Source organism: Aureisphaera galaxeae, assembly GCF_028561275.1.
Taxonomy (GTDB): domain Bacteria; phylum Bacteroidota; class Bacteroidia; order Flavobacteriales; family Flavobacteriaceae; genus Aureisphaera; species Aureisphaera galaxeae.
In genome coordinates, this window is record NZ_JAQQTF010000018.1 from 298,243 (window position 1) to 317,944 (window position 19,702).

Annotated in this window: 14 protein-coding genes; 7 read left to right on the top strand and 7 right to left on the bottom strand. The window is 39.6% G+C overall.

Annotation, left to right across the window (positions count from 1 at the left end; all coding sequences use genetic code 11):
* Window positions 1-214 precede the first annotated feature (214 nt).
* Entirely contained in the window at window positions 215-979 is a 765-nt protein-coding gene (locus POV27_RS18420) for a hypothetical protein (protein WP_272864265.1), read from the bottom strand.
* A 322-nt stretch (window positions 980-1,301) separates the two neighbouring features.
* On the opposite strand from POV27_RS18420, the gene POV27_RS18425 reads away from it, so the two are divergent.
* The 4 genes from POV27_RS18425 to POV27_RS18440 are packed head-to-tail and all read left to right on the top strand — an operon-like array spanning window position 1,302 to window position 3,903.
* Complete coding sequence (locus POV27_RS18425) at window positions 1,302-1,802, top strand: hypothetical protein (RefSeq protein WP_272864266.1); 501 nt, start codon at window positions 1,302-1,304, stop codon at window positions 1,800-1,802.
* A gap of 24 nt (window positions 1,803-1,826) precedes the next feature.
* Window positions 1,827-2,468 carry a hypothetical protein gene (locus tag POV27_RS18430; protein WP_272864267.1) on the top strand — a complete coding sequence of 214 codons (642 nt, stop codon included), beginning with the start codon at window positions 1,827-1,829 and terminating at the stop codon, window positions 2,466-2,468.
* Window positions 2,441-3,211, top strand: a complete 771-nt coding sequence (locus POV27_RS18435) for a sensor histidine kinase (protein ID WP_272864268.1) — start codon at window positions 2,441-2,443, stop codon at window positions 3,209-3,211. Before POV27_RS18430 ends, POV27_RS18435 begins: the two co-directional genes overlap by 28 nt.
* Window positions 3,208-3,903, top strand: a complete 696-nt coding sequence (locus POV27_RS18440; RefSeq protein WP_272864269.1) for a response regulator — start codon at window positions 3,208-3,210, stop codon at window positions 3,901-3,903. Before POV27_RS18435 ends, POV27_RS18440 begins: the two co-directional genes overlap by 4 nt.
* An 82-nt stretch (window positions 3,904-3,985) precedes the next feature.
* On the opposite strand, the gene POV27_RS18445 is transcribed toward POV27_RS18440, so the two are convergent.
* The 6 genes from POV27_RS18445 to POV27_RS18470 form a co-directional block, all read right to left on the bottom strand.
* The gene (locus POV27_RS18445; RefSeq protein WP_272864270.1) at window positions 3,986-6,142 is read right to left on the bottom strand and encodes a zinc-dependent metalloprotease; all 2,157 of its coding nucleotides are present in this window, start codon (window positions 6,140-6,142) and stop codon (window positions 3,986-3,988) included.
* A gap of 252 nt (window positions 6,143-6,394) precedes the next feature.
* Window positions 6,395-7,159 carry a hypothetical protein gene (locus tag POV27_RS18450; protein WP_272864271.1) on the bottom strand — a complete coding sequence of 255 codons (765 nt, stop codon included), beginning with the start codon at window positions 7,157-7,159 and terminating at the stop codon, window positions 6,395-6,397.
* A gap of 139 nt (window positions 7,160-7,298) precedes the next feature.
* The gene (locus POV27_RS18455; protein ID WP_272864272.1) at window positions 7,299-8,525 is read right to left on the bottom strand and encodes a Kelch repeat-containing protein; all 1,227 of its coding nucleotides are present in this window, start codon (window positions 8,523-8,525) and stop codon (window positions 7,299-7,301) included.
* Window positions 8,526-8,613: 88 nt separating this feature from the next.
* Entirely contained in the window at window positions 8,614-9,372 is a 759-nt protein-coding gene (locus POV27_RS18460; RefSeq protein ID WP_272864273.1) for a hypothetical protein, read from the bottom strand.
* A 118-nt stretch (window positions 9,373-9,490) separates the two neighbouring features.
* On the bottom strand, window positions 9,491-10,231 hold the full coding sequence (locus POV27_RS18465; protein WP_272864274.1) for a LytR/AlgR family response regulator transcription factor: 741 nt from the start codon (window positions 10,229-10,231) through the stop codon (window positions 9,491-9,493).
* Between the two features lie 6 nt (window positions 10,232-10,237).
* Entirely contained in the window at window positions 10,238-11,920 is a 1,683-nt protein-coding gene (locus POV27_RS18470; protein WP_272864275.1) for a histidine kinase, read from the bottom strand.
* A gap of 386 nt (window positions 11,921-12,306) precedes the next feature.
* Here POV27_RS18470 and POV27_RS18475 point away from each other — a divergent pair, with 386 nt between their 5' ends.
* From POV27_RS18475 to POV27_RS18485, 3 genes are read left to right on the top strand one after another with little or no spacing between them, the layout of a single operon-like run.
* Window positions 12,307-15,126: an RHS repeat domain-containing protein gene (locus tag POV27_RS18475; RefSeq protein WP_272864276.1), complete on the top strand. Its 2,820-nt coding sequence runs from the start codon at window positions 12,307-12,309 to the stop codon at window positions 15,124-15,126.
* Between the two features lie 6 nt (window positions 15,127-15,132).
* Complete coding sequence (locus POV27_RS18480; protein WP_272864277.1) at window positions 15,133-19,137, top strand: DUF6443 domain-containing protein; 4,005 nt, start codon at window positions 15,133-15,135, stop codon at window positions 19,135-19,137.
* Complete coding sequence (locus POV27_RS18485) at window positions 19,137-19,562, top strand: hypothetical protein (protein ID WP_272864278.1); 426 nt, start codon at window positions 19,137-19,139, stop codon at window positions 19,560-19,562. Before POV27_RS18480 ends, POV27_RS18485 begins: the two co-directional genes overlap by 1 nt.
* The last annotated feature ends 140 nt before the right edge of the window (window positions 19,563-19,702 follow it).

Below are 19,702 nucleotides of genomic sequence, written 5' to 3' on the forward strand. Positions count from 1 at the left end.
GGACCAAAATTTCCAAATGCGCCGCAAACCCTTATAAAGAAAAGGAACGCTACACTTAACACTTTTATCAAGGAATTGTAAACCTGACAAACACAAATTTTTGGACCTGACATACATCTCATTTTTTCGTTTCTGACACATTTGCAGTGTCAGTTCTAACCATATAATTTTATATAAAAAGAGCCTGAAGATTTTCAGGCTCTTTTCTTGAATGTTAGGCTTTACTCCAACGAACACTGGTGAGTTCGTCACCTAGTTTGTGAATCTTCAGATCCCGTATGAAGTGGCTTCCGCAGCCAAATTCAATCTTGTCACCTTTAAAATTGTCGTGCTTAAACACCTCCAATTTCATGCCTTTTGGCACAAGGGCTTTTAAAGAAGACGCTCTGTCATTCCAACCGGAAGACTTAAGGTGGGTAATGTTCTGGCCTACCTTAATGGCTTTCGTTTTTCCTTTGAACATGTGATGCTGAAACAAGGTTAAGCCTTGCTTTCGCAATGGTCTTGGCGAACCTATACGCTTGCTCAATACGGCTAAGTAATTGCGTACAGCACTTTCCCATCCCGAATCCATATCCACAAACGAAAGTTTGTCGGCATGCTTATCGAGCATATCAAAGTACTTACTAACATCCTGCCCAAAGTAGGCCCCTACTGCGATGCCGATGGGCTTTAAGGGACCGGTAATGGTTTTTACCAATCCACCGTCTTTCTTCTCTACGATCATCTTATTAGGTGAGGACGGTGTTACTGCAGTCCTCTTCTTTTTGAAAAGGAAATAACATTGATCGTCCTTACGGAATTTAAGACAATGCGAAATCTGTCCGTATACAATAAATTCGCCGTCACAATTCACGGACATGGATACGGGTTTTACATTAAACTCATGTTTTTTGGAACTTCCAACTTCGCTAATCTTTAGCTTCTTGGCTTCCGGGCCATCTATGGCCGCTTTCATTGCTTTTTCGGGTACTCCCATGACTAAAAAATTTAAATTAATAATGGAAGCAAGGTAGTTTCGGGACCCTCCGAATCTAGGGGAATGAGCACGGGTATTCAGCACGTATTTTTATCTCAAATGCCGATATCCTTACCAAAAAATGACAGGAAAAGAACTGGGGATTTAAGTGGTCATTTTAAAGCCTTATTCCGAAGGAAGCTGTTTTTTTCCCCAACCTCGTGTGGTACATTTCCCGAATCCCACGTGAAAAAGACCCGAATATGACTCTAGGTGTACTATTCCTCCCAGTTTAGTCGTACATTTATTTGAAAATCAGTTATTTAATTTTAAATCCAATACTATGTCCGATTTAAATTTCAGCATTATTGCACATAAAGGAGAGAAAAGGGACGGCACTAGAATAGAGGGTGAAATCGCCATTCCCTTCGAAGACTTTAGCCAAAATCACGGCAAACCCATTACCAAGGAATTTGCCCTAAAGCTTATTAAAGAAAATGTTTGGGACGATCCCAATTTAAGACAGGACGAAATCGTATCCATTACCTTCGATGCTCGCCCTATTCTCTTTTTATTATCCCAAAAGGATTGTACAGGAATCCGGTTTTATTTTGCCAAACATGGAAGGGATACCAGTGGTAGACGATCCAACACCTTAGTAATGGTGGGCACGGATAAAGACAGGAACGACCTTATCGTTTGGGATAAGGATATTGAACCTCCAGAAGAACGGTTCAAAAGTGTTTTAGACGATCGTTCCCCTTCAGAACCTTCCTTAATGATTCAAGTGGGAGGAGGGGAAACCCTAAAGGAAATTTCGGATAGAAAAGTTCCGATCACCTAGGATGAAAAAGTTTAGCCAATAAATATGTCCACCGAACGATTCATTTACCTAACTGTTTTTACCCTTGCGTTTCTTATAGGAATCTTTTCCTATAAGTACCATAAAGCCTTGAAAATCCTTTTAGGAGTCATGGGATTAGGTTTGTTTGTAGAGTACTTGGTCGAAATTAACAAATACTGGGGACTTGCCACCGAGCCATACCTTTATAATATATACATCCCCTTGGAGTATTTCTTATACGCTTCATTCTTTTATGTGCTGAATACAGGAAGACGGTATCTAAGAAAAGGCATCCTAATTTCCGTACCAGTATTCCTTTTGGTCATCCTGTTATCGCTCGAAATACCTTTGTTGAATGACAAACTCATCACATTTGTCTACACCGTAAGTGGAATTTTAATCTGTACTTGGAGTATTTGGACTTTGTTTGTTATAAAACCGTTGGAAGGCAGGAAATTCGTGGCGCACCCGTTGATCTGGATCTGTGGGGGACTCATTATTTTCTATTCAGGAATCACCCCCTTCAATATTGCCTATAACATTCTCTTGGTTCGGCCAGAATCCTTGGAGTTGCTTTCAACGATCATTCAGAAGGGATTCAACATCTTTTTATACACCTCAATTGGAATTGGATTTGTATGTTCTCATCGGATGAAGATATCATAACCGTAATCATTATAAGCTCTGCTTTGATATTCATTTTCGCCATTGTGGTGGTCATTGCCATTGCCCAGTACCGAGCCAAACAACGACAACTTGCAGAACGGGAAAACACCATTTCGCAAGAACTTACCAAGGCTATACTCGAAGCTAAGGAAGAAACCTTGAAAACCTTTGCAGAGCGTATCCACGGGGATATTCAACAGAGTCTTTCCCTTATAAAATTGAACTTGAATAAGGTACTGATTCAAAAAGACGATCTCGATTTGGATCGAATTGAACAAAGCAAGGAATTGGTTGCCAATACCATAGCTGAGGTAAAAGACCTTTCTAAAGAAATGGATCCCAAATACATTTCGGGCCATACGTTGGAAGAGAACATTGAGCGCCAGTTGGAACGGGTACGAAAGCAAACAGATCTAAAGACCATTTTTCACACGAGCGACATTGAAGTGGTATTGGATGACAAATCCCAAATCTTCTTGCATCGTATAATTCAAGAAGCCATTAATAATATACTGTCGCATGCGGAAGCAAGCAACGTCACTATTGCCATAGTGCATTTGGGTTCCCATTTTCAACTCTCCATACAAGATGATGGCAAGGGTTTCCATCATTCTTCTCCTATTGAAGAAGGAATCGGCATTATTAGCATGCGCAATCGTACCGAACTCATGAACGGCACTTTTCTTATGAAGAGTGACGAGAAAGAAGGCACCCTCATAGAACTTAAAATTCCATTGAAATGAATCCTGAAACACCTACCCGAATTGGCCTTGTAGACGATCATAAACTGATGCGGCACGGCATTGCCGAACTTATTGAGGATTTTGAGGGCTTTACCATCTGCCTTGAAGCCGATCATGGCAAAGACCTAAAAAAGAAGCTTCACTTCTGCAAGGAAAGTGAATTGCCCCATATCATTTTAATGGACATTGAAATGAAGGAAATGAATGGTTTTGAGACCACCAAGTGGTTATTGGGACATCTTCCCGACACCCACAAAGAACTGTACAAGCACAAGGAAATCTACAAAAACATAAAGGTGGCAGCCCTTTCTATGAATGAAAAGGATTTTTCCATTATCGAAATGCTGAAATGTGGTGCTACGGGATATATTTTCAAAGATGCCGAGCCTCATGAACTGTTCGATGCCATTCGAGACATGCGTGACAAAGGATATTACTATTCCCAAGAAGCCAATAAAGTAATTTTGAGCAACCTAAATACCCTAACCTATCATCCTAACCAACAGGAAACCCAATTGCTGCAATGGGCCTGTACGGAATTGACCTACAAAGAAATCGCGGATAGAATGAACCTCAGCAAACGAAGGGTAGATGGCATTCGAGAAGCGCTGTTCGACAAGCTGAACGTTAAAAGCCGTATTGGTTTGGTGATCTATGCCATTCAACGGGGAATCTACAAAGTAGGTTCCTAATTTCCCATCAATTTCCAGTACAAAAACAAAAAGTAAAGCCTTTCGACTTTACTTTCTGTTCTTAAACTTACGGTACTATTTCTTACTTCTTCAGAAGTAATTTTTTAATTTCTGAAGAACCGTCGGCAAAGATGATCTCCACAATATACATTCCTGCCTGTTGCTTGGATAGATCGAATTCTTGCTCCAATTGAGAAGCCCGGGACTCCACGGTAATCCCCTGTAGGTTTTTCACTATGATCCGATCTACTTTCACTTTAGAACCTTTAACAATCGTAAAGGAATTTGCGGTCGGATTAGGCACTAGCGCAATCAATTTACTATCACCCGAAGAACAGCTCAACAAAATGCTCTGGCTCTTCTCACATATTTGACCATTGGTAAGGTTAATATCTGCATGTACCCATAGATAGCAGTTGTCATAATCATTGCCGGACGGCAAGGTAAAATAAGTAGCGTGGTTAGGGCCCGTAGTATTTCCTATAGGTTGTTCCCCGCTTAATCCGCAGATAGCATAACTCCAATCGATAGAAGCGACCCCCGAATTGGTGGACATGGTGATCTGATAATCCAAACAGTTCTCCACTTCATTGATCACAAAATTATTGGTTGGGCAGGTAGGATTGTTGTTAATTCCACAGGTAAGTGTAAAAGGAATCACTACGGTTTCCTCGGCAAAAGAACAGCCACGCGCTGTACTTTCATAATATGTCATGGTTAGCGTGATGTCATATGTGCCATTGTCCCAATTGGAAAAATCGAAAACAAATTCTTTATCATTGCTCGCGGGGGGAATTAATCCTTGGATACGCCATTCGTAATCATAAATGGCATCGCACATGGGACTAGCCGCATTGCTACCAATAAACTTATAACTACATGGGGTGGAATTGGTAAACCAATTCACATATTCGATTTCTGGGTCAATGGTACACGGTTCGTCACATTCAATGTTGCACGTTGTAATGCAGTTTGAATTAGCTACTGTATCACGAATGAGATTCCCTGGTTGCGCTCCAAACCCATTGGCAAAGGTAATATTACCACAATATGACATGATAGAACCTGTGAGTGGTATTCCAGGATTTACACAAAACCCTTCTACACCTCCACAACCGTCTATGGCCGAGCCAGTGCCATACCAAGCACAAGCTCTCGTGTGTGGAGACCCAAATAAATGACCCAATTCGTGGGTAACCAATGCAAGTGTAGGACTCAGGGAAATTCCGTTATGGGCGTAATTGTCGAGGATTTTCGCTACAGATTTGCGTTCCTCAATTTCATTATTACACGGAAGTCCGCCTGCCGCAGCTCCTTCGAGATTAATCCCATCGCCCCGAAAGGTAAGGAGTTGGGCAATATCTCCATTAAATGACCCCGTTTCGGCTGCATATTGGATCAATAAATCGTGTGCAGAATTGAACGTATAAGGATCGGTAACCGTCCATATCATCACATCACTCAGCCTAATGGCAATGTCTTCATTATAATACACAATGGCCGCTTGGTGAAATAAGCCCCTCACAAAATTGTCCACTGCATTTTCGGTTCCAAGAACATTGTACATATCTACTTCGGTTTCAAAATACACATCCACGCATTTCGATACACTAGGAGCTGTGGGAGACTTTCCCAAGAGAACATCCGCATCGATTGGCTTTATTTGGGAATCGTCGAAGGAGCAATCGAAACTACTCTGGTTTTTTACATTGGACGCATCATATATGAGAACGGCATCGTGCTCTTTCGATTTGGTAATTTCATAATTGGTCGTTTCATCCGAAATAATACCCATGATATTATCTTCAAAAAAACTGATGGCCACCAAGCTATTATGGTTGCCTTCGATGATACCGCTGTAATGGCGTTGTTTTGAATTATTCACCACCATTTTCCCAGATTCGGTTTTCGCTACGTAATCGAATCTATCTTCCCATTCCATCAAATTGAGTTTCAAGGTGCCTTTCTTAAAGGGAATTTCTAGGGTAATGACTTTCCTTCCTGTAGGGAGTTTGGAAAAATCATAGTTCAGATAAGTTACTCCGGTGGGATCTACAAACTTGTTGTCCAGACTCGCTACACGCGCTGTATTTTCAGTAAGTACATCACTTACCGCTTGAAACGTTACTCCTTTGGTCTTCTCGTTTACAATATCCCGGGCAACGGGCTTCAGTTGCTGTGCTTGTAGGGATAAAATTCCTAGAAGGCAAACGCAAATAATGGTAATGATTCTCTTCATGATAAAATCGGTATTCGTTACTAAGTCATTTTTTAGGATATACAAGAGACATCCTATTAGCATCCTAATTTATAGCACGATTTTATGGTTTTAAAGCAAAAAATGACGAGCGTATGTCATATAGGAACAAGCGTTTCCAATTCTTGGGTTAACGATAAAGTGGGGAAGGATGTATTGGCTGTGAAGAGAAGGATAGAATACTAAGTAAAAAAGAACCCCGCATTAAGCGGGGTTCCATGATATTATGCAGATTTAATGTTGATTATAGAAATTAGTGAATTCGGCAACTGGATATTCCAAATAATTACAGTTACTATCGGACAAATCCCTAATAGGTCTGGCAATAAGAATATTATTGGTCTCAATATCGGTTGGGAAGGTTATTGCCGTAAAAGTACAATATTCAGCACTTCGGCAAATTATATGTCTAAATCCATCGTTGGTTGAAACTCTACTTAATGGATGCGCTGTCGACACAATTCTATCAAAATCTGTTATATCAAATAGGGTATTTGGAACATAAATCTCGATACAGTTTTCGGTTAGGATGTAGTCGAAGAATATATCCACTCTTTCAGCTACGGTCAAGGGACTAAACTGGTTTCCACCCCCTGGAACAACTGGAAAACCCGGTGTATCCTCCTGGCTATCCGGATGACCATCACCATACTCAATATAGTGACTTAGATAATCTGTAAACTTATTTCTGAAGTGGTTTTCCTCACCAATATCCACAGCGAAAAGTGCCTTGAGACTCACCCTTCCCTTGCCATCTATATGGGTTTCAAATTCATCTCGTAGTTGATGATTGTGCAATAATACTTGTGCGCACAAAAATGAGGTCCATTGAAGTCTATGTTGAAGTGTATCCGATGCAGAAAACCTATTCTCTTTCTTGGTTGTTAGGTCAACATTTTTACTAGTCAAACTATTTGTCTCTGTTTCTAAGGTTTCGGATTCACAGGAAACAAATACTGCAAAAAAGGCAAGTAGTACTAGGGGAAATAATTTTTTCATTAATTCAATTTTTAAATTTTAAAGGGTAAAATAATGGGTTTACAATGAAATTTCCTTAGGGGTTTTGATAGTCGTTGGTTGCTAATTTGTAGGTGCACGAATCTGTTTGGCAGATGTGGTGTATGCGCTTTGTAAATGATTAATTCTTTATAATAAATTTACCTGAATAGGTTTTATTTTCCTTAGTAGTAACTTTACAAAAATATAATCCAGGCGCATATGAGCCCATCGGAATTCCCAAGGAAAAATCCCTGTTCGCAAGAGTGGCAACTTTTTTACCACTAGCCGTAAAAATGTGGATGTTTTTTATTTCTGAACCGTTTGACGGGTTAACATTAAAATAAGCTATGTCCGAAACCGGATTTGGAAAAACGGTCACTTCACTAGATTTCCCATACTCTTCTATCGACAATACATCCGGCAAAAAAGTATAAACGTTATTATAATACTGATTCAAATCATAATTCCTCCCCGTTCCAAGTATCGCTTTGTTACCCACGACATCACAAAACCCCATACCTCTTATTTCTCCCGGAAACATGACCTCTTCACTCCAGTTATCAGTATTAGGATCATACACATACATTTGGTTTCCGTATATTGAAGTTGCTTCTGTCGAGCCTTCCACGTAATATCCTTTATCCTGAATTGAGAATGAGAACCCTCCTGTTGTTTTGTCGGAAGGGCAGGGTTCTTTCTCCTCCCAAACTCCCGTTGTTAAGTCATAAGCATATAGATCGTCAAAGGCACAGGTGTCAAGATCACAACCGGCCCCTATATAGATCGTATCTTCTATCATCCATCCATAGGCCAGCCATCTTACTGGACCAGGAAAATTGTCGAGCATTGTCCAAGTTTCCGATCCAGCATCAAATACCCAAAGGTCGTTATAATGAACAGCATTGTTTAATCTACCAGACATAACATAAGCGCGATTTTCTCCCGATATGGAAACGGCAAAGTTCCTGCCACCTCCAGGGAAATTGCCTAAATAAGTCCAAGAGTCACTTTGTGGGTCGTATCTCCAAAAATCGGATAATGTTTCGGTTCCATTGTATCCAGAGCCCATATAACCATTGCCTCCAGCCCGAAACGAAAAAGCGTTTCTCCTTGCTTGTCCAGGAAAATCTGCTTTTTGACTCCAGTTGTCGGTTTCAATATCATATGCCCAAACTTCGTTTGAATTTATATTGTTTGATGCTCTCCCTCCACCTACATATAGTATTTCGTCTATTACAAAACTAAATGAGCGCTCTATTCCATTCGATGGATGATCAGTAATTTGTGTCCATTCGGATTGCCCTAAACTTTGATGAACGGGTAAATAAAGAGCCAGTAGAATTAAAAATGTGAAAAATTTATTCATAAGAAAATTCCTTAGGGACCATCTAAATAGATCCCTTTGTTTTTATTTTATTAAGTAAGATTGGTTAATTATTCTATACGATCCAGATTTAATGCTGATTGTAGAAATTTCTAAAGTTGATACGGGAATATTCCGAATAATCGCAATTGCTATCTGACAAATCCCTAACTGGTCTTGCTATTAAAATATTGTCTGTTTCAAGGTTTCTAGGGAAAGAGATTCTGGTCGCACAGAATTCAGTTCCGATACATGTTATACGCATTAGTCCAACACTAAATTGACTTGTAGTTAATGGATGCGCTGTAGAGATTATTTTATCTGTATCCCCAGCAGAAAACAATGCATTTGGAACATAAATCTCGACACAGTTTTCATTTAGAACATAATCCATGAATATATCGATTTTTTCTTCTAACGTTAAACTGACGAATTGATTTCCACCCGTTGGAATAACTGGAAATCCAGGTGAATCTTCTTGTGTGTCCGGGTGGCCATCACCGATATTGATGTAGAGAGAAAGGTAGTATATAAATTTATCCCTAAAGGGGTTTGTCCAACCAATACCTTCTTCAAGGAGTTCTTCCAAGACGACATTTCCGTTGGCATCTATATGGGTTTCAAGATCACCGCGCAGTTCAGGGTGATCCAATAACACTCTTGCACAAAGAAAAGAGGTCCATTGAAGTCTATGTTGAAGCAGGTCCGATGCCGTTCTATTCTGTGAGTCGCTGGATAATTCATAAACCATATCGACTTGTTGCGACTCGGGTGTTTCTAGGGTTTCGGATTCACAGGAAATAAATACTGCAAAAAAAGCGAGTAGTACTAGGGGAAATAATTTTTTCATTAATTCAATTTTAAATTTTAAAGGGTAAAATAATGGGTTTACAATGAAATTTGTATACGGGTTTTGATAGTCGTTGGTTTCTAATTTGTAGGTGCACGTATTTATTTGGCAGATGTGTTTAACCGAAGATTCTTTTTATAAATGAGTCTTTTTTTCTACTGGAAACAGGAATTTTATCCCCAGAGCTAGTTATAAGGGTACCATTCACCTTGTACTTTACAATATGGTCTTTGTTCACAATATAGGAGTTGTGACAACGTACAAACTGTCCTTCCGAAAGAAGTTCTTCGACCATCTTCAGCGTTTTGGACACCATAATGCTTTCCTCGTTTACCGCATACACGTGGGTATAACTTCCATCCGCCTTGCAATAGATAATATCATCTTCTAAAAGCGTATAGTACGTTGAGGTCGTTTTAAGAACAATCCTTTTTCGCTCCAATCCCTTAAAATGAATCTGAGAAGCTTCGATATGATCGTGCATTTCTATTGTCGATCTGTGTTCCTGAATGGTTTTCCCTATAGCGGCGATAAAATCATCGTCATCAATAGGCTTCAATACATAATCTAAAGCTCCTACTTTAATGGCCTTTATGGCTTCATGATCGAAAGCCGTAATGAAAATAAGTTGGAAATCTTTATGCCCCAGTTGCGATAGGATATCGAACCCCGTTCCATCGGCAAGTTGGATATCCAAAAGCAACAAATCCGGTTTCATAGATTGAATGATCTTCACCCCGTTTTTTACCGTCGCCGCTTCGCCAATTACAAGGATTTCCTCGCCAAAATGTTTTTCTAATTTCTCGCGAATCTGTACTCGCAGATATTCTTCGTCGTCTATAATAATTGCTCTCTTCATAGCGAATTAATTGATTTTATAAGGAATGAGAAATGAAACAACAACTCCAGGGCCGCCTAAATTATCCCCATTTTTCGGGCTTATTTCAACGTTAGCACCTGTCGTTTTCTCCAAAAACTCTGAGATAAGTTCAGTAGAAATGGACCTCTTGCTGGTATCTTTACTGTCCTGAATGCCCCTCCCATTGTCTTCGATAACACACTGCAGATATTTATTCTTTTTCGTCATTGAAATTTGAATTTTTCCAGGATAATCGATTCCTGAAAACCCGTGCTCAATCGCATTTTCAACAAAGGGTTGTAAAAGCATGGGAGGAATGGAGTAATTACTTTCCGGAGAAAGGTCATGCGTGGCAATTTCATAGGTAAACCTATCGGGAAATCTAAGTAACTGCAATTCTAGATATTGTTTTATGGAATCCAATTCACTATCAATATCAACATAGTTCACCAGCGAATTTTCCAAAACCAAGCGCAACAGTCCCGAAAACTTCAAAAGGTATTTGGAGGCTTTTTCGGTATTGGCCGACATCAGATTGTGAATAGAAGACAACGTGTTGAACATAAAATGTGGACTCATTTGGGCCCGCAACAACCGTTGTTGTAAATAAAGATGCTTTTTCTCGGTCCTGTACTTTCTAATAAAAAAGAACATGGTCCCAATGGTTATGATTAAGAGCAATAGGATTGAAAGCACGATCATTCGGTTCCTCAGTTGGATATTCCTGATCTCCGTCGCTTGCCGTTCGGCCGCTATTTTTTCTTTCTTTTCAGTTTCAATCTTAAGGGCAATGAGTTCTTCATTGTACTTTTTCTGATACAATCGGTCCTGATAGTTAAAAATGGAATCCAAAAGTCTGTTATTGGACATATCAATTTTTCCACTTAGGGATTGCAGGCGCAATTGATAATTTAATGTGCTGCGCACAATTTTTCTACTGATCTTTTCGAAACCAATACGGTATATGGAGTCAATATATTTTTGGGCGAGTTCATAATTTTTAAGTTCAATATGTATTTCGGCTATATTGGCGTAAGCAGTAGCAAGGGACGTATTCTTTTCGAAATCAGGTGCCGCATGAGCCCTTATATTCTCTAGCGCTTTTTGATTGAATCGAAGTGATTCTTCAAATTGGTTATCGAAATACATGTAAACGGCGTAATTCCCGTAGAGCTGCCTTTTAAAATTCCTGTCTAATTTTTGCTCCTGTAAAATGAGGGAGTCTAAAATGGCGTAGGTTCTTTCTTTCTTCTTTAGGTAGTAATAAATATCGGCCCTGGAGATTAAGGCAGATCCATGAATTTTGGTTTCATCTATTTTATTCAGAAATCCTAGTCTGTCTTTATTGTGATTCAGTGCTATTTCGAACTTCTTTTCGCTTTTTGCAATGTTTTCCCGGAAGAATGATGCATACACAAAATATTTCCAGCTTCTAGGTGGAATCTTCTTTTCAAATTCGGATGCGAGGGCATAACAATCGCCAAATTTTGATAGGGCTTTTAATTTGTAGTAGGTAGCATAATATATATCCACTTCCCTTTGATTCGAAATGGTATCGATCGCTTGAGTACTCTTAAAATAATAATAGAATGCGCTATCATTCTTTTGTTTTGTGCTGAAATGCTCTCCCAATAAAAAATAGTTCTCCATGCTAAGGGAATCCATTTCAAACTGAGCGTCTTTCCTCATTAGTAGCTCGGCTTGTTTCAAGTATTGGTAAATGGAATCGCCCTGCGCTTTTTGAGCCTTATTGTGCAATGTAACAACCTGGTTCGCAGTAGTTACATTTTCTGTAATAGGATTGCAGCCTATAATTAGTAGACAGATAAGAGAACACACAAAAGCTCTAAGCATGCGCGAATTTAACAATTATGGGGGTAGGAATTAAGGGAAATATATGGGTATTCATGAATGGTGTACAAGTTATCGTTCTTTCGTGGTCCAAAAAACACTTACTGAATCGTCACGTACGTCTATCAAATGAATCCTTTCGGCTATTTAGAACCTATTGTGGGGTTTCAGTTTTAGGTCAACATTTGTCTTTGAAATTTTAATTGATGTAAAAAGAAATCTTTATGAAAAAGATCCTCCTGCTATTTTTAGTACTGCCCTGTGTTTTCTACGCACAGATTCCCAATGACGGGCCAGAAACCTATTACATAGACCACAACAATCTAGAGCTTCCAGAGACTCCCAATGCTGCAAGCTTTACGCAATATGGAAATATTCCCGTAAGCACAGCTACGGGATTGCCTACTATATCCATTCCTATTTATACTATTGAAGAAGATGGAGTTTCGATCCCAATTGGGCTCTCCTATCATGCATCGGGTGTACAGGTGGACGAACTGGCTTCCTCTGTGGGTCTTAAATGGACCCTTTCTGCCGGTGGCGGGATCTTCAGAACCGTAAAAAACAAACCAGACGATGTAGATGGATGGCTCAGTAATGATTATGGACCTCTTCCCGACAGTTGGTATTTTGACAATGCAATTACCGACTGGTGGTGGCAACAGGCAATGAGTGGCGGAGAAGGGTCAAATGTAGGAGAAGTGAGAAGACGTGATCATAATCCAGACGAATTCTCATATAATTTTGCCGGACATGCAGGAGATTTCATCCTGAAACCCGACGGAACCACCTTAAAAGCCTATAAGGACAATGTGACCATTAACTTCGGATCCACCAGCATGGATGCTACAGACATACATGGAAACTCATACAGTTTTACGGGTTATTTGGAAAAAAGCGGGAACATGAACACCTATGTAAGCACCTCAGCATCTGGAGCCGTAAACTATGATGGTTATGACTGGGATCGAAACACTATTACGGGATGGATGCTTTCCAGCATTACCACCAAAAACAATAAAACCATTTCTTTTGAATACGAAGAGGTAAACGTAACTTATAGCTCTACCCAACCTGTATCACATCATCTAACGGCCTATGGTAATTGTGTTCCTCAAGCTCCTACCATTACCGATGCTAAAATAAGTTCAACAAATACTGCATATGATTATACCTCGCAGCTTATTAAGAAAATCACGACCGATGCTATAATCGTAGATTTTTTCTATAGCGGGACTAATGTGGAAGACAGCCCTTTTTGGAAGCGACAATTGGATAAAATCGTAATAAATGATCGTCTTACCGGTAACCAAAAAGAATACCGTTTCTCCTACGGTATTTTCAATGGAGATGCTCGGCTACGACTACAGGAAATCCAAGAGTATGGACATAATGGAGTCGCAAAACCACCTCATAAATTCTATTATGACTCGGGGGACTTACCTGCAAAATTCTCATATGGGAAAGATTTTTTTGGATACAACAATGGTAAGGTAAATAACCACTCCTTGGTTCCCTACTCGGGATCCATGCAAACATTTTTTGATAACATCAACCAAGGTTCATACCCTGCCAACCATACGGGAGACCGTACTTTGGATACGGCCTTTATACAAAACGGAGTCCTTAATAAAATAGAATACCCATTAGGCGGGAGCACCGAGTTTACCTATGAGCCCAATGCCATAGGTGATAAATATATGGGGGGACTGCGCATAAAAGAAATTATCGATCTAGATGGAGACAGTGCATCATACAACAAAAAGACGTATACCTACCAAGGGCTCAATGGTACCGATAATATAGAACACTACCACTATACAACAAAACATGAAGGAGAATCGCATTCATTCTACTCTAGTTTTATAGCAGCATCTGATGTATACAAACCAGGATATTTTTATGAAAATGTAACCATTACCAGTTTCGATGGTAGTGACTCCCATACCGAAGAACACATCTACCTAAGAAATCTCAATTTTAAAAAATATGATGCGCTTATAAAGGAGCAACGCTACTACAGAGGGAATGACCTTGTGAAAGTAGATTCCTATGAATACAGCACAGTAGGTACTCAAGAACAAGTCCGTTGGAATATTCTTGGACCCATGGTTTGTTATGATCAAACAAATCCTACTAATCCTGAAGGCTCATTGTTTGGGTATGGAAATAAACTGAGTAGTCAATATACTGGGAATAGAATACAAAAGCCCTCGTTAATAGCATCGACCGAGTTTCTAGAAAAAGAGGGCAGTTTACGGCCTTTTACGACGATAAAAACCTATCAATACGACAATGACTTAGTACTCACCACCCAAGAAACCAGCACCGCCAAGCAAATTCGTGCAGCACTCGCAGGGGTGGTAACGTATCCTGAAAACCATCCGAACGGAGAAGTCATCACCATAGATTACACCTACCCACACCACTATACTAATGAGCCAGCAATGGTTGGACTTCCATCGGCTTACCCTATAAGCAAAACAGTACATAGTGATCATGCAAATACAACCATTTATGGACAGTACTTTGTATATGATTCCAATGGAAATATTTCCAAAACCTATCGATATAACAAAGGAGCAAATACAGCAACAAATCCTTACAATTATATTCCTAACATCTATGAAGAAACGACCTCTTTTGTCTTTTCCAATGGCAATATGGTCGAAGCTAAAAACAAGGATGGCATACCCGTCGCCTACATCTGGGGGTATAATGAGCAATATCCGGTGGCCAAAATTGAAAACAGTACGTATGCGTCCATTCCTGCCTCACTTATCGCAGACATACAATCCGCCTCTAATAATACGCAAACCCTTGGAGAACTGCCGCTCTTAACCGCACTGCAAACCCTTCGAAATGTGCTGCCCAATGCCTTAGTAACCAGTTATACGTATCAACCTTTAAAAGGGGTGTCTTCTATAACGGACCCTACAGGCTACGCTGTCTACTACTATTATGACGATTTGCATCGACTCGAAGAAATAAAAGATGCGGACGGAAATCTGATAAGCACAAACGAGTATAACTATAAAAACTAATAGAAGATGAACAAGCAAATAATCACGATCATTTTCCTTTGTGTCTCTTCTATACTAGGAGCACAAACACCTACGGAAAACTATATAAAAAGTACGAGCTATAGTACCCCTACTTCCGATGAAAATGTTACGGAAGAAGCCAAAATAGAGACCATTATGTATTACGATGGTTTGGGAAAACCCATACAATCCATTTCGGAAAGGGGGGGAGGAAACAAGCAAGACCTCATTACCCATATGTCGTATGATGGCTACGGAAGACAATCAAAAGAATACCTGCCCTTAAGCAAATCCCTGAACAATGGAAACTTTTATACCCCTGTTTCGGGTACCATTGTAACCGAACTCAAGGGTTACTACGCCTCTAAATTCCCAAAGGACTTCGACACCTCATCACCTCCCGGATTGAGTTTCAACAACCCATATACCGAAAAGCTCTATGAAAACTCCCCTTTGCATCGTGTGTTGGAACAAGGTGCCCCAGGATTGGATTGGAGAGTCGATAAGAATAGTGATACCGATCATACCATAAAATATGAATACAGTGTAAATAATACTGACGAAGTACATCACTTTACCTTTAGCCAGGGTTTTGCAGCAGGCACGAATCTTCAATATCATGGCTATTATCCCGCTAACACCCTTTATGCTTCTATTGTAAAAGATGAAAACTGGCAACCCGTCGATGGTCTCAAAAAAACCACCATAGAGTATAAAAATAAAATGGGGCAACTTATCCTAAAGAGGAATCACCTAAAAAACTCTATCGACGGTAAATCGCCACAAAAATTGGATACCTATTATATCTATGATGACTATGGCACCCTAGCTTTTGTAATCTCCCCAGAAGGTTCGGACAAGATTATTTCAGAAAATGCTTTGGCCAGTAACTATCAAAGCATCTTGGATGAGTTAGGTTACCAATACAAGTATGACGAGCGCAACCGTGTTATAGAGAAAAAGATCGCAGGTAAAGGATGGGAATACATGGTGTATGACAGACAAGATCGTCCCATCCTTACACAAGATGCCAAGCAACGATTGGATAATGAATGGCTTTTTACCAAGTACGATGCCTTGGGTAGGATTGCATACACTGGGATATTTACAAGTAACCGTTCTAGGACCTATCATCAAAATGCCGCAAACATTAGTGCAAACCCCCTACACGTTACTAGAACGACTTCTGCAACCTCAGTAAATGGAACATTACTTTATTACAATGTCGCAGGGTATCCTACGGCTTCACTAGACATACTCACTGTAGATTATTATGATAGTTACGCAGATCATACTGGAGTTACATTACCGCCAGCAACCCTTTACGGAGCTACTATACTTACGAGTTTACATAGCCTACCCACCGTACGTAAAGTAAGAACATTGGGAACCAATGAATGGACCACTACGCTCACTGGTTATGATGAAAAAAGAAGGGTTGTTTATACCACTTCCCATAGCCAAACATTGGCTACGACCGATGTGATTTGGTTGCAACTGAATCATACCGGCAACATAATAAAAAGCCGCCAGGCGCACACAAAATCTGGGAATGATGCGATCATAACCAAAGATTACTTTACCTACGACCATATGCTTCGCCCCTTAACCCACATGCAACAAATTGATGATACTTCTTGGCAACTCATAAGCAATCATGTTTATGACGATCTGGGACAATTGGTAGATAAAAAAGTGGGAGGAGAGCTCTTTGATAGTGGGTTTACCAACGATCAAAATGTAGCAATTACCGAAGACGATATAATTACCAAAAATTCCAGAGGGAATGCTTGGGATGCTGGTCTAAACACCAAAGGACAATTGGATGATGACGGTGGGATCGCTTTTACGGTAAATTCAGACAACAAATGGTTCGCGGTAGGTTTAAACGACCTACAACAAAACTATGGCCCCGGGGATATGGAATACGCCTTCTACTTTTTATCCTGGAACGGCAAATACAAAATTCGAAGGGAAGGAAGTTATGACAACAACTTTCCTCAAACGGCCTATCAAAATGGTGACCGCTTCAAAATAGAACGAGAAGGAAATACCATTGTCTTTTACCAAAATAATGTAGAAGTCTATAGGCATACCCCAACCGCTCCTTTACCCAATATGGTAGGAGATGTAGGTATGCATACTGTAGGCACCTCCATAAGGGATCTACAGCTCTATACCACAACTATAAACAATCCCTTACAACGAATAGATTACACCTACAATGTACGTGGTTGGCTTACTGATATTAACAATGTTGATGCGGCCCCTAGAAGTACCGATCTTTTTAACTTCCGTATTGCCTATAACAATCCGGAGGTAGCAACGATAACGCCGCTCTATAACGGCAATATCTCACAGACTCTGTGGAAAACGAAAAATACCAATATCGACATTAGAAGTTATATCTACGAATACGATGATTTGAATCGCATTCTAGAAGGCACTTCATATCAGGGAGCTACTTCAGGAACCTTGGCCTTAGTCAACGACCATAACGTATTTGGAATCGATTACGATAAAAACGGTAATCTGCTATCCTTACAACGCAATGGATGGGACGATAATGGACAGGCAAATGGTTTGTGGGACAATTTACAATACACATACGATACAAATAGTAATCGATTGGCTAGAGTTACCGATGCTAGCACAGATGCCCTTAACAACGAAGGATTTACCGTTGTCAATGGTGCCACTGCCACCTATACTTACGACATTAATGGGAATATGCTAACCGACTCCAACAAGGATATTACAAGCATTACGTACAACCATTTGAACTTACCCACTACGATCACTTTCAACAATAATCCTAACAAAAAGATCGTGTATACCTATGATGCTACCGGGATCAAGTTAGAGAAGAAAGTGTATGATGTAGGGATCGATACCAAGACAACCGCATATGCCGGCAGCTATATGTACTCAGACTACGAGCAGATAGGGGTGATGGCACTTCAGTTTCTGAACCATCCCGAAGGCTATCTCCAGCCCACGGCTACAGGCACTTACGAGTTTGTGTATCAATACAAGGACCATTTGGGTAACATACGTCTCTCCTACTCCGACACCAACTTGGATGGCATCATAGATCCTAGTACCGAGATCATAGAGGAATCCAACTACTACCCTTTTGGATTAAAACAGAAGGGGTATAATACCAATATCTCAAGTCAAGGAAACGCATTAGCACAAAACTACAAATACAACAGCAAGGAGTTGAACTCCGAAATGGGATTGGAATGGTATGACTATGGGGCCAGAAATTATCAGGCTGATTTAGGGCGCTGGATGAATATTGATCCTTTAGCTGATGATTATGTTCGATGGTCCCCATATAATTATACAATGAATAATCCTGTTTTCTTCATTGATCCTGACGGAAAAAGGGTGAAAATTGGTGATGAATACTATGAATACGATGAAAATAGAGATTATGACGCTATAGAAAATGATTTTGAACGCGATACTTATATCGCATTGGATCGGTTATATTCCACTGGAGCTTTGAATGTTTGTATAGGAGGTGATGAATGCCAATCGGAATCTCCGAGTATCCTAGATACAATAATTAATGATGAAAATATTACCGTGACAATAATTGAGGGATCGGAAGAAAATGGCTCAAGATACAATCCATCTACTAATGAAATTGAGTTTGTTTCAAGGCAAGGAGTAGCTTTTATTAAAGATGCATCAAAAATAGTAGATAAGAGTAATACTGGCTATAATTCACCTACCTCGGTATTGGGACATGAGATTATCCATAGTTATAACAATAATTTCGACAACGAAAACTATTTAGACAGAAAAAAAGATACTTCAACCGCAGGGAAGATTATTTCATCGACTCATGGAGATCTAAGTTTTACTAATAGAGAAGAACAATATACTACTACCTTGTCAAATCAGGTAAATGAAAAATTGGGAGAAGACAAAAGATCCAATTACGGAATTCAAAGGTATAATGTGGAAAGTCCAACATCGATAAGTCCAAAATTTGAATAATGAAAAACGTAACTTACATTCTATTACTTGTTGGGATATCCATAATCATAGATTCTTGCAGTCAGAAGACAGAAAGGAACTTAGAAATTGAAGTTTTAAAGTTTAGTTCTGAAAAATACGATGATGATATTATTAATGGAGATAACTTGGATCAATTTTTTAATCGAAAGGAGGGCATTACAAAAACTAAAGTTATTCTTTCTTTTGATGATTTGAACGAATTTGATACGATAATTAAGATGTTTAGAAAGGGGAACAAAAGTGCGAATTATTCGTTAGGTGTCGGGACTTATCAATATGCTATTATATACGATAATGATACATTATACTCAAATCCAACTTTTAAAGTTTGGCGAAAAGAAAATAATCTCATTGTTGTTCAATCCGATAAAATTGAAAATATTCTAATGAAATATTTTGAGTAGAACTAGAAACAAGATTCCCCACGCTATCTCCCCTTTGTAACTTTGCTTCACAACAGTAAAGCTTCGCTAAAAGAACACTTTTAAAGGCCTTCCCTCAACAATACAACCACGACGCTCCATGGAGCGTCGTGGTTGTATTG

What these genes read in the sequence shown, in the direction of transcription:
- POV27_RS18440 (WP_272864269.1), top strand. Translation starts at nt 3,208, where the DNA reads ATGAATCCTGAAACACCTACCCGAATTGGCCTTGTAGACGATCATAAA.
- POV27_RS18425 (WP_272864266.1), top strand. Translation starts at nt 1,302, where the DNA reads ATGTCCGATTTAAATTTCAGCATTATTGCACATAAAGGAGAGAAAAGG.
- POV27_RS18455 (WP_272864272.1), bottom strand. Translation starts at nt 8,525, where the DNA reads ATGAATAAATTTTTCACATTTTTAATTCTACTGGCTCTTTATTTACCC.
- POV27_RS18420 (WP_272864265.1), bottom strand. Translation starts at nt 979, where the DNA reads ATGGGAGTACCCGAAAAAGCAATGAAAGCGGCCATAGATGGCCCGGAA.
- POV27_RS18485 (WP_272864278.1), top strand. Translation starts at nt 19,137, where the DNA reads ATGAAAAACGTAACTTACATTCTATTACTTGTTGGGATATCCATAATC.
- POV27_RS18450 (WP_272864271.1), bottom strand. Translation starts at nt 7,159, where the DNA reads ATGAAAAAATTATTTCCCCTAGTACTACTTGCCTTTTTTGCAGTATTT.
- POV27_RS18475 (WP_272864276.1), top strand. Translation starts at nt 12,307, where the DNA reads ATGAAAAAGATCCTCCTGCTATTTTTAGTACTGCCCTGTGTTTTCTAC.
- POV27_RS18460 (WP_272864273.1), bottom strand. Translation starts at nt 9,372, where the DNA reads ATGAAAAAATTATTTCCCCTAGTACTACTCGCTTTTTTTGCAGTATTT.
- POV27_RS18465 (WP_272864274.1), bottom strand. Translation starts at nt 10,231, where the DNA reads ATGAAGAGAGCAATTATTATAGACGACGAAGAATATCTGCGAGTACAG.
- POV27_RS18480 (WP_272864277.1), top strand. Translation starts at nt 15,133, where the DNA reads ATGAACAAGCAAATAATCACGATCATTTTCCTTTGTGTCTCTTCTATA.
- POV27_RS18445 (WP_272864270.1), bottom strand. Translation starts at nt 6,142, where the DNA reads ATGAAGAGAATCATTACCATTATTTGCGTTTGCCTTCTAGGAATTTTA.
- POV27_RS18470 (WP_272864275.1), bottom strand. Translation starts at nt 11,920, where the DNA reads ATGAGGAAAGACGCTCAGTTTGAAATGGATTCCCTTAGCATGGAGAAC.
- POV27_RS18435 (WP_272864268.1), top strand. Translation starts at nt 2,441, where the DNA reads ATGTTCTCATCGGATGAAGATATCATAACCGTAATCATTATAAGCTCT.
- POV27_RS18430 (WP_272864267.1), top strand. Translation starts at nt 1,827, where the DNA reads ATGTCCACCGAACGATTCATTTACCTAACTGTTTTTACCCTTGCGTTT.